Source organism: Actinocrinis sp., from assembly GCF_035650855.1.
In the GTDB taxonomy this organism is placed as follows: Bacteria; Actinomycetota; Actinomycetes; order Streptomycetales; family Catenulisporaceae; genus Actinocrinis.
In genome coordinates this window covers 1-11,396 of the sequence record NZ_DASRGV010000192.1, presented here as the reverse complement: position 1 = coordinate 11,396, position 11,396 = coordinate 1, and the positions used below count along the sequence as shown (strand labels likewise).

General features: G+C 72.0%; 7 protein-coding genes. 5 read left to right on the top strand and 2 right to left on the bottom strand.

Translation table 11 applies throughout. The features are described 5' to 3' along the window. Nucleotides 1-478: sigma-70 family RNA polymerase sigma factor (locus tag VFB40_RS14160; protein ID WP_324850781.1), on the top strand; the 478-nt coding region annotated here is incomplete at its 5' end. Between the two features lie 203 nt (nt 479-681). On the opposite strand, the gene VFB40_RS14155 is transcribed toward VFB40_RS14160, so the two are convergent. After that, nucleotides 682-894, bottom strand: coding sequence for a DUF7455 domain-containing protein (locus VFB40_RS14155; RefSeq protein ID WP_349261474.1), 213 nt, complete (start codon nt 892-894; stop codon nt 682-684). 386 nt (nt 895-1,280) lie between these two features. Here VFB40_RS14155 and VFB40_RS14150 point away from each other — a divergent pair, with 386 nt between their 5' ends. Then, nucleotides 1,281-3,407, top strand: coding sequence for a DNA gyrase/topoisomerase IV subunit B (locus VFB40_RS14150; protein WP_527249196.1), 2,127 nt, complete (start codon nt 1,281-1,283; stop codon nt 3,405-3,407). 188 nt (nt 3,408-3,595) lie between these two features. Here the strand turns inward: VFB40_RS14150 and VFB40_RS14145 are convergent, their stop codons facing one another. Continuing rightward, a complete protein-coding gene (locus tag VFB40_RS14145) occupies nt 3,596-4,558 on the bottom strand; it encodes a ferredoxin family protein (protein WP_324850775.1) in 963 nt (320 codons plus the stop codon). Nucleotides 4,559-4,726: 168 nt separating this feature from the next. Here VFB40_RS14145 and VFB40_RS14140 point away from each other — a divergent pair, with 168 nt between their 5' ends. From VFB40_RS14140 to VFB40_RS14130, 3 genes are all read left to right on the top strand, one after another. After that, nucleotides 4,727-5,392, top strand: a complete 666-nt coding sequence (locus tag VFB40_RS14140; protein WP_324850773.1) for a hypothetical protein — start codon at nt 4,727-4,729, stop codon at nt 5,390-5,392. A 124-nt stretch (nt 5,393-5,516) separates the two neighbouring features. Beyond that, nucleotides 5,517-8,765: an FtsX-like permease family protein gene (locus tag VFB40_RS14135; protein ID WP_324850771.1), complete on the top strand. Its 3,249-nt coding sequence runs from the start codon at nt 5,517-5,519 to the stop codon at nt 8,763-8,765. Next, nucleotides 8,762-11,396 (top strand): hypothetical protein (locus VFB40_RS14130; RefSeq protein WP_324850769.1); only part of this gene is annotated, 2,635 nt, incomplete at its 3' end. The genes VFB40_RS14135 and VFB40_RS14130, both read left to right, overlap by 4 nt.

The window sequence follows — 11,396 nt, the reverse complement described above, 5'->3', positions numbered from 1 at the left end:
GCACATGGTCGAGGTCATCAACAAGCTCGCCCGCGTGCAGCGCCAGATGCTCCAGGACCTGGGCCGCGAGCCCACCCCGGAGGAGCTGGCCAAGGAGCTCGACATGACCCCGGAGAAGGTCATCGAGGTCCAGAAGTACGGCCGCGAGCCGATCTCGCTGCACACCCCGCTCGGCGAGGACGGCGACAGCGAGTTCGGCGACCTGATCGAGGACTCCGAGGCGGTCGTGCCGGCCGACGCGGTCTCCTTCACCCTGCTGCAGGAGCAGCTGCACTCGGTGCTCGACACGCTCTCCGAGCGCGAGGCAGGCGTGGTCTCGATGCGCTTCGGCCTGACCGACGGGCAGCCGAAGACCTTAGACGAGATCGGCAAGGTCTACGGAGTCACCCGCGAGCGGATCCGGCAGATCGAGTCCAAGACCATGTCGAAGCTGCGGCACCCGTCGCGCTCGCAGGTCCTGCGCGACTACCTGGACTAGGTCTGTGTCTGAAGCAGGTTTGAGTCTGGACTAACAGTGCATTCGAGGCCTGGCTGACTCATCGTCAGCCGGGCCTCAGCATGATGTGATGCATGAACGGCGCCTACGCACGGTAAGCAGGGCACTGCGCTAGGGAACGCCGACGGGCCGCACCTTACTGAGATGCGGCCCGTCTACGACTCGCGGGATGGACTCCCGAAGGGTCAGCGCGCGGCGTTCTCCGACAGCTTCGAGCTCTCGTCGTGGATCTCGGCGGCTACGGAGCGCAGCCCTTCCTCGTACTTCTTTCCGTGGTGGGCGCAGAACAGAAGCTCGCCTCCGGAGGCGAGGGTGACACGGAGGTAGGCCTGCGCGCCGCAGCGGTCGCAGCGATCGAGCGCATTGAGCGCCTCGGCAGGGAGGAGGTCTGGTGTCAGGACAGCGGTCACGTCGCCCCTTCTTTCTGCGTCGACAGTGCCCGTGGTCCGGATCCCCGAGCGGGGTTCCAGACCCGGTGCGCCGGTCCGGGCGTCCGGTCGGCGGCTCGGTAGAGGCCGTCTACCCGGATCAACATCAAACCATTCGCTGCTATGCCCTACGCCAGCGTTCTGCGGCAAATCTCAGACAGTTCGCTCAGGGCGTACGGCCGGATGCCCGAAAAGTACCGAATTATCGGCGATGCGTGGTGAGGCGAACACGTACCGTGAGACTCTGTCCCGCTCTTACCGACGCTTGGTCGGAACCCTGCGGGTCGTGGCGCGCGTCCGGGACTGTCCGAGCAAACCGCTACGCTGGCTGCGCAACCCCGTTGACGAGGAGCTGAATCACCGTGACCGCCAGTCTCACCGCCCAGGCGAGCACTCCCCGCGGAGAGCTGAAGGGTGCGGACTACACGGCCCGCCACCTGCTGGTGCTCGAGGGACTCGAGGCCGTGCGCAAGCGCCCGGGCATGTACATCGGGTCCACCGACAGCCGCGGCCTGATGCACTGCGTCTGGGAGATCATCGACAACTCGGTCGACGAGGCGCTCGGCGGGCACGGCTCGCACATCGACGTGATCCTGCACGCCGACGGCTCGATCGCGGTGCACGACCAGGGCCGCGGCATCCCGGTGGACGTCGAGCCGAAGACCGGCCTTTCCGGCGTCGAGGTCGTGATGACCAAGCTGCACGCGGGCGGCAAGTTCGGCGGCGGCTCCTACGCGGCCTCCGGCGGTCTGCACGGCGTCGGCGCCTCCGTGGTGAACGCGCTCTCCTCCCGGCTTGACGTGGAAGTGGATCGGGACGGGGCGACCCACTCCATCTCCTTCCGGCGCGGCGTGCCGGGCGTCTTCGCGGCCGACGGCCCCAACGCGGCGTTCACCGCGCAGAGCGGGCTGAGCAAGGGCCGCCGCTCGGCGAAGAAGGCCGGGGTGACCGGCACCCGCACCCGGTTCTGGCCGGACCGGCAGATCTTCCTCAAGGACGCGCAGATCTCCCTGGAGGAGCTGCACAACCGGGCCCGGCAGACCGCGTTCCTGGTGCCCGGCCTCACGATCGTGGTGCGCGACGAGCGCAGCTCTAACGGGGACGGCCCCGCGGTGGAGACCTTCCACTACGCCGGCGGCATCTCCGAGTACTGCGAGTACCTGGCCAAGGACCGGCCGATCAGCGACACGCTGCGGCTGACCGGCTCGGGCACCTTCACCGAGACCGTGCCGGTGCTGGACGACGCCGGGCACATGACCTCGCGGGACGTGGAGCGCACGCTGGACGTCGACGTGGCGCTGCGCTGGGGCACCGAGTACGACACGATGATCAAGTCCTTCGTGAACATCATCATCACGCCCAAGGGCGGCACCCACGTCACCGGCTTCGAGCGCGCCATGGTCAAGACCGTCAACGAGCAGCTGCGCGCGGTCAAGCTGCTGAAGGTCAACGACGACCCGGTGGTCAAGGACGACATCCTGGAAGGCCTGACCGCGGTGGTCACCGTGCGCCTGGCCGAGCCGCAGTTTGAGGGCCAGACCAAGGAGGTGCTCGGCACCCCAGCGGCCGCGCGCATCGTGGCCGCGGTGGTCTCCGAGCGGCTGCACGCCTTCTTGACCAGCAACCACCGCAACACCAAGCCGCAGGCCCGCGCGGTGCTCGAGAAGATCGCCGCCGCGGCCAAGACCCGCATCGCGGCCCGGATGCACAAGGAGACCCAGCGGCGTAAGAACGCCCTGGAGACCTCCGCGCTGCCGGCAAAGCTGGCCGACTGCCGCACCGACGATGTGGACCGCTCCGAGCTGTTCGTGGTCGAGGGGGACTCGGCCCTGGGCACCGCGAAGCTGGCCCGCTCCTCCGAGTTCCAGGCGCTGCTGCCGATCCGCGGCAAGATCCTCAACGTGCAGAAGTCCTCGGTCGCGGACATGCTCAAGAACGCCGAGTGCGCCGCGATCATCCAGGTGGTCGGGGCCGGTTCCGGCCGCTCCTTCGACCTGGACGCGGCCCGCTACGGCAAGGTCATCATGATGGCCGACGCCGACGTGGACGGCTCGCACATCCGCACCCTGCTGCTGACGCTGTTCTACCGCTACATGCGGCCGCTGGTGGAGGCCGGGCGGGTGTACGCGGCGGTGCCGCCGCTGCACCGGATCGAGGTCATCGGGCAGGGCAGGGCGAAGAACGAGTATCTGTACACGTACTCGGACGCCGAGCTCAAGCGCACGCTGGCGGACCTGCAGCGGCGCGGCAAGCGGATCAAGGAGCCGGTGCAGCGGTACAAGGGACTCGGCGAGATGGACGCCGACCAGCTGGCTGAGACCACGATGGACCCGCGCCGCCGGATCCTGCGCCGCATCTCGCTGTCGGACGCCGAGGCTGCGGAGAAGATCTTCGATCTGCTGATGGGCACGGATGTGGCCCCGCGCCGCGAGTACATCGTGAACAACGCCGCGCTGCTCGACCGCTCCCGCATCGACGCCTGACGGAGGAGGTGGTCGGCGGCCGGTGGTAACGCCACAGCGCCGCCGACCGCGCAGACCACGCCGCACCGGGCCGGGCTGACCACGCCGCGCTGGCGCAAGCGATCGGCCCGCGCAGGTAATCGATTCAGCGCGGCCGATGACCCACCAGGCGATCGACCGACCCATGCGATGGACTCAGCGCGGCCGACTCAGGGCAGCTTCTCCAGCTCGGTCACCCGCAGCTCGATGGGATTTCCGAGTGCCTTTCCGCAGGACTCGGGGCGCGCCACGGATGCCGGCGCGCCGTGCACCGTAGCCCGGTAGCGCGCGTCATTGTCGACCGTCAGCTCGACCGAGACGTCGCTCTCCCCGATGCGCTCCTCGGCGACGACCCGCACCGCGTCGGCGTCGAACTGCTGGAGTTCCGTGCGCAGCGCGAGATCGGCGGCCTGGCCGGTGCGCGACCACGTGCTGCGGCCCCGCGCGTTCTCGGCCATGACGCGTCCGCTGCGCGCCGCGTCCAGCGCCGTCAACGCGGCGTCGGCGTCGAGCCGGCCATAGACGTAACCGGTCGGAAGAACCACGGCCGTCGGCGCGAACCGGTGCCCGCCGAGGTGGTCCGACTCCCAGACGTCGATGATCGCGCTTGACTCCGCTCCGTCTCGGCCGGCCGCCAGCTTGGCCAGGTCGAGCGCGAGGGCGCGGCCGCGCTCCGCGCAGCACTGGTCCCGCTTGCCGTTGGTGCACACCAGCATGACCGGGTTGGTCAGCAGCTCGCCCTCGCCAAGGCGCCCGGCGGCGAGCTCGCCCAGGTCCAGATCGAGCAATGCGCGCGGATCGGCGAACTTCACTGCGCGCACCGTTGCCTCGCCTGGACGCGTGTTACACAGCAGCGCCGTGCGTTGGGCGGCCGGATCGGTCAAGGCATGGCGGCCTACGCGCCGAATCAGTGCGATGCGTAGACCGATGCCTTCGGCTCGCCGCCCGAGTTCCGCACCGAGCTCAAGATCGAGATGCGACTGAGTCAGGGCCCGTGCGCCCCACGGACCCGGCTGCTCGATCGCCAGCCAGGCGGAGGCGACCGGCGCCGTGCCGGCCAGCGGCTCGTGCAGCGTGGCGGAGAAGACGGAGCAGTTCGTCGGCGCCGTGCGCGCGGCTGGGTGACTAGGCATAGTGACCACCGTAACGAGCGTTTTGCAGGGTCGGTTCACGGGCCGAAGGACCTGACTGACGCGCGTTCGGCTCGCGCCGCGCCCCGCACTGTGGCGGATCTGCGGCAAGCGACGGATGATGGCGCTAACGGGGGAATGCCGGGGGTTTTGCGGCAGGAGGAATGAGCGATGACCTCGATAGAACCGGCTGGACCTGACCCCGTACACCCCAAGCTCAGCGGTCGCAGCGCGGTGCATGAGCACCCCGGGCACACGACGCACATCCGCAGCGACGAGAGTGGCGGCGAACCTCCCCTCGCTTCCGAGCTCGGCACGCCAGCGATTCTGCTCAACCAGGTGGTCGCGCTGGAGATCGGCTCGTGTGCCTGTCCGGTCGGCATCCACCGGTGGATCGGCGACCGCGTCGGATCCATCCTGCTCACCCCGACCCAGGCGCAGGTCTGGGCGCGGGCCGGGCGGCTGACCCTGGTGAGCGCCGAGGGGGACGAATACCGGCTCACCGTGCTGGCCCCCGAGGAGGGCGCGAGCGCCAGGCTCGGCGCGCACTGGCCGCTGCGCGAACCCTCCGGGCGGGTGCGGCGCATCGCCTCCGCGGCCGCGCACGACGTCGGCGACCTGCTCACCTTCCCCTCCTGGCTGGTCCGCACCGCGCACATCAGCGGTGAGCGCAACCAGCAGCTCGCCCGGCTGATCAACCGCATCCGCAAGGCCAGCCCGGCCACCGCGGTGTACTACGGCCAGACCTTCGGGCATGAACACGCCGGGCCGAAGCAGTTCCATCCCTACGATCACAAGGGTCTGCTCGGGCACGAGGGCTGGCCGCGCGAGCTGTGAGGAAAGCAGACCCGCTACTATCTGACGGATCATCAGATCACGGCTTCGTAACCGGCCACTGCGCAGTGCGCCGCTGACTCGCTAGGTTGCCGTTGTCCGGATCGACGGGGAGGATCACAGCGGCGTGGCCGAACGGGCGGGGACGATGCGCGGGCTGGTGATCCGGCGTGCCCGGGTGCAGGTTGGCGTCGTCGTGGCGGCCTTCCTGCTGGTGCTCGGCGCCACCATCGCCTTGATCACCGTCGCCGCGTTCGCCGCGGACACCACCGCCCGCGCCGTCGCCGCGACCGGCCAGCACGCCACCATCTCGCAGCGCAGGATCATCACGCAGGCTGGCGCAGTCACCTCCTTCACGCTGTTCGACACCTCGGTGCAGAACGACGTCAAGACGACGCTGACCGCCCTGCCGAGCACCACAGTCTCCGGGATACTCGGCAATCCGCGGGCCCTGTCCGACTCCGACGTGATGACGCTGCTGTGGACCTCGCCCGCGGTGCGCGACTCCGCCACCCTCGTCAGCGGATCCTGGCCGGCGCCGCCCGTGCGGATCGAGCCGTACGGACTGATCCGCACACCTGTGCCGGTGGCCGTGTCCGCCTCCGACGCCGCGCGCTATCACCTCGCCGTCGGCAGCCAGGTTCCGCTCCCGCTCGCCCCCGGCACCTTCTACCCCGGCACGCACGAGGACCGCGGCGTCGTGGTCGGGATCTACCGCCCGAAATCCGCGACCGACCCGGTCTGGGCGATCCCCGCGAGCGCCGGCGGCGGCGTCGAGTTCTTCCTCGTCGACCCGCAGGCCTTCGACACCGGGCGGGTCCAGGCGGCCGGCGGCGTCGCGATCACCACGCTGGACCTGTCCAAGCTCAGCGCCGGGAACGTCTACGCCGCGGACAGCCAGCTGCACCAGCTCTCCGGCACGCTGGCCAACGACCCGAGCCTCGGCCTCGGCGTGACGGCGAGCGGCGACGCGGCGGCGCTGCTCGACGGCACCACGCGCGCACTGACCGTCTCCCGGCCGGTCATCGCGATCCCGGCGGTCGAGGCGATCGCGATCGCCTGCTGCGCCATCGCCGCCACCGCGCGCCTGCTGGCCCGCGACCGCCGCGCGCAGGCCGCCCTGATGCGTTCGCGCGGCGCGTCGGTCTGGCACCTGGCAGGCTACGACGCGCTCGAAGCGCTCGCGGTGACCGTGCCCGCCATGGTCATCGCGCCCTTCATCGCCGTGCGCCTGGCCGGCCTGCTGCCGCCGGCCGACTCGCTCAAACCCGTGCTCGGCGGCGCGGTGTGGCTGGCCGACGGCGCCGCGGCGGTCGTCTTCACCCTCGTGCTGGTCCTCAGCGGCAGCATCACCGCGCGGGACGACTCGGTGGCCCGCGTCGGCCGGATCCCGGTGAGCGTCGCGGCGGCCGGCGTCGACCTGGCCGCGCTCGCGCTGGCCGCGGCCGGGGTCTGGGAACTGCGCACCGCGCTGACCCGGCAGGCCGCGACCGGGTCACTCGACCCGCTGACCGTCTGCGCCCCGACGCTCGCGGTCCTCGCCTTCGCGCTCGCCTCGGTGCGGCTCGTGTCCGTCGTCGGCCGAGTGGCGCAGGCGATCGCGAACCGGGCCCGCGGCTGGTCCGGCGCCTTCGGCAGCTGGCACGCGGCGCGGATGATCCGCACGCACACCGCGGCGGTGGTGCTGATCGCGGCCGCCACCGCGCTCGTCGTGATCAGCGGGGCCAACCGCATCGCCGCCGACCGCTCGGTCCGCGACCAGGCGGACTTCCTCGTCGGTGCGGATGTGCGCGGTACCTCGGCCGACGTGCAACCGCTGCGCAACGGCGGCGCCGCGGCCGATCTGCCGGGAGTGCGCACGGTCGCTCAGGTCGATCGCCTCACGACGGCGATCGGCCGCTCGGGGACCGGCGGCAAGGCGACGCTCCTCGCCACCGATCCGGACCGCTGGCAGCAGGTCGCGATCCTGCGCTCGGATCTCGCGCCGGGAGGCGTCGCGCAAGCCGTCGCACCGCTGCGCGCCCATCCCGTTCCCCAACCCGGCCTCGGATTGCCGGGCAAACCGCATCAGGCACGCTTCGGGGTACGCCTGGCCACCGCTTCCGGCCAGCCGATCTCGGGCGCGACGCTGGACGTCACCCTCGCCGGCAAGGACGGTGAGCCCGACACACTCTCGGCTCCGCTGGCCGCCGTCTCCGGACCGCAGACCGCGAACATCGACCTGAGCGCGGCCATCGGCGACGGCTCACGCGTGGCCTGGCCGCTGCGGGTGGTCCGGATCGGCGTGGTACTGCCGACGCCGAGCGCGGGCACTGAGAGAGTCGACTTCGACCTGCTCGCCGTCGACACCGACTCCGGGCCGGCCACGCTTTCCGCGGGCCAGAGCTGGACCGCGACCACCAGCGTCAACGTCGCCGTCGTCGCGAACACCAACTACGACCTCTCCCTGGTGCGCCAGTCCGGTTCGGCCACCGCGGCGAGCAGCGGCGCCGCGCTGCTGCACGGATCCTTCGATCCCGGCACCGACCCGCCCTCCGTCGGCTACCCCGGCCGCAGCTCCTACAGCGCGGGCCTGGCCGTACCGGCTCCGGCCGCCGTGCCGGGATTGGTCACGCCGCAGTTCCTCGCGGCCGCCGGCGCCCAGGTCGGTTCGACCGTGGATCTGAGCCTCGACGGCAGCGACCTGCTGCTCAAGGTGGTCGGCTCGATTCCGGCGCTGCCCAGCACCCAGCCCGGCGACAACGCCGTCCTGGTCGACCAGAGCGCGCTCGCCGCGTACGCCGCCGCGCACTCGCTCGCCGCGGTCGGCGACGGCGAGCTGTGGATCGCGGTACGCCCCGGCGCGGCGACGCAGGTCTCCACCGCGCTGATCGCGGGCGGGCTGTCAGGGCAGACCCAAGACCGCTTCAGCACGGCGGCGCAGCTAACCGGCGACCCGGTACGCAGCGGTCCCATCGGCGCGCTGATCATCGCCGCACTCGCCGCGGTGCTGTTCGCGTTGTTCGGTTACGGCGCGCATGTCGCCGCGGTGCTGCGCGAGCGGGTGCCGCAGCTGGCGGCGGTGCGCGCACTCGGCGTCGGCGCCGGCCGGATCGGCGTCGCGTTCGCCGTCGAGCAGTCCCTGGTCGCGGCGGTCGGCGTGGTCGCCGGGGGAGCGGTAGGCCTGCTGCTGGCCCAGCTGATCGTGCCGGTGACCGTGCTGACCCGCGACGGGCAGGCGCCGATTCCGTCCGTCCTCTCCGGGCCGGACTGGGCGGCGGTGGGATGGAGCGCGGCGGCGACCGTCGCCGTGATCGCGGCCGCCGGACTGTGGGCCGCGCTGCTCGTGCCGCGGCTACGCGTGGCGGCGCTGCTGCGAGCGGGGGACGCGGGATGAGCGGGCAGACGAGCAGTCGCGGCCGCCGCTTCGGCGCCGTGCGCGAGCTTTTCGCGACCGCGCGCGCCTACGCCGGGCCGCTGGCCGCCATCGCGCTGATCACCCTGGTCGTGTGCACCGGGCTGGTCGGCGGCCAACGCGAGCTGGACGCGCACACCACCAGCGCCTTCCAGAGCTATCTGCGCCAGCACGGCGGTACCTCCGCCATCACCGCGACCTCGACGATGACCGAAGGTACGAGCTCTGATCTGGTGCAGGCGAGCGCCGGAGTACGCAAACTGCTGCCCGCTCCGGCCAGCGCCTACCGCGAGGAGGGCTGGACCTTCTCGATCCCCGAATCGATCAGCAACCTGCCGACGTGGCTGCCGAGCGAGAACCCGGAGAAGAGCCGGGCCCTGCACCAGCTCCCCTCCGGCTTCGAGCTGGTCACCGATTCCCGGCTGCTCGCCGATTCCTCCTCCGCGCTGCGCTTCACCGCGGGCAAGGCTCCGTCCTGCGGCGGAACCTGTACGGGCGTCGATGCGGCGCACGCCGTGCCGATCGCCGTCTCCGAGGAGTCGGCCGCGTCACTGCGCATCGGGGTGGGCACGCAGTTCACGCTCACCTCGCCGAACAACGCGCAGATCCACGCGGTCATCAGCGGCCTGTTCCGCGCCGCCGGACCGGTGTCGGCGGACGCCGCCGACCCGGTGAACCGGCTGCTGCATCCCGAGCAGCATCTGAGCCTGGACAAGATGGCCGCGGTCGGCCCGGTGCCCTGGCTGCAGTGGCAGGCGCGGGCGCTGGTAGCCCCGGACGCGATCGCCGTCGCCACCGCCTGGATGCCGGCCAACCTGACCTGGAGCTACTCGCTCGTGCCGGACGGGTTGTCGGCCGGCGACGCGCAGCCGTTCGCCGCGCGCATCAGATCCCTGGTTTCCGCGGCGAACACGCTGACAGTCGCCGGAGACAACCGGCCCGGCCGCGTCGCGGGCACCCCGGTGTTCGCGCCGGCCGCCGTGGTGAGCGGCATCCCGGACACCGTCGCGGCCTTCGAATCCGACGCCACCGCCGCGCATGCCCTAGGGCTGTTCGTGCTGATCGCGGCCGCCGTGGTCGGCATCGCCACCATCCAGCTCGCGCTGCGCGTGCTGTTCGCCCGGCAGGAATCGGACCTGGCGTTGCGTCGGGCGCGCGGTCTCGGGCCGGCCGCGGCGGCCGGTCGCGCGGCGCTGCAGACCGCGGCCTGCGCCGTGCCCGCGGCCGCGATCGGCGTGTGCGCGGCAGTCCTCGCGGTGCACGGCGGCAACGACCGCCTGGTGATCGGCGTGGGCGTGGCAGCGGTCGTCGTGCTGCCGCTCGCCGCCGCCGGGATCGCCATGATGCCCGCGCACCGTCAGGGCCCGGTCTCGCGGCGTCGGCGGGCGCTGCGCCGCACCGGAGCCGGCCTGCTCCTGCTGCTGCTCGGCGCGGCCGTGGCCGCCGTGCGCACGCAACTGTCCGACGCCTCCGATCCCGACCTGGTCAGCGCCAGCCTGCCCACGCTCGCCGCGACCGTCGGCGCGCTGCTCGTCGGCGCGCTCGTGGCACTGCTGGCCCGCCCGGCCGCGTGGATCGCCACCGGCCGCACCCGCACTGCGGCCCTCTTCCTCGCCGCCGCGCACGCGGCCCGGCGCCCCGCGCTGCCGGCCAGCGCGGCCGTGGCGCTGCTCGTGGCGACCTCCTCGGCCGTCTTCGCGTCCTGCTTCACCGCTTCGCTCGACTCGGTGCGGCAGCTCACCGCCTGGCAGCAGACCGGCGCGGACCTGCGCGTGAACGCGAGCGAGGGCTCGCAGATCGACGCCGCGGACGAGGCCAGGATCGCCGCGGCCCCGGGCGTGCGGGCCGCCGCGACCGGCGCGATCTTCTCCCAGCAGCAGCTGAGCACGAAGCAGGGCGTGCTGCCGCTGACCGTGGTGATCGTCGATCCGGCCGAGTACGCCAAGCTCATCGCCGGCACCAGGCTCGACTCAGCCGGCCTGCAGAGCGCGCTGCACGCCCTCGCCGCGGCGAAGTCCGGCGGCGGCGCGGTCAGCGCCCTGATCTCCGACAACCTCAGCGGCCTGATCCAGTCGAACGGCGAGGACTCGGTGGGCGTGGAGAACATCGGCACGCCGATCAGCCCGGTCGCCCACCTCGGCTCGTTCCCCGCGATCAGCGGAGTGGGCACGTTCCTGGTGCTGCCGCGCGACCAGATCGAGGCCGTGGTGCATCTCGATCCGGCGCCGATCACCGACGCCTGGTTCGACCTGAGCGGCGGCCACACCGAGGCGGTCGCCCGCGCGCAGGCCGTGCCCGGCGTCACGGTCACCGTTCGGGCGCAGCGCGCCGCGGGCCTGGACAGCGGACCGATCGGCCAGATCGCGCACTGGACCGCGCGTGGGGCGATCATCTTCGACCTGGCGCTCGCCGTGGTCTGCCTCCTGCTGGCCGGGACGCTCACCGCGCGCACCCGCGCCGCCGGCCGCACCTTCCTGGCCACGCTCGGCGCGCGCAGATCCACCGGCGTCGCCTCGACGGTGCTGGAAACCCTGCCCGCCTTCGCGATGATCGGCGTGATCGCGTTCGGCGCGGCCTTCGGCGCGCTCGCGCTGCTCGCCCCGCTGATCGGCC

Excerpts from the sequence above, each read along its gene's own strand:
- VFB40_RS14145 (WP_324850775.1), bottom strand. The coding sequence starts at position 4,558 with ATGCCTAGTCACCCAGCCGCGCGCACGGCGCCGACGAACTGCTCCGTC.
- VFB40_RS14140 (WP_324850773.1), top strand. The coding sequence starts at position 4,727 with ATGACCTCGATAGAACCGGCTGGACCTGACCCCGTACACCCCAAGCTC.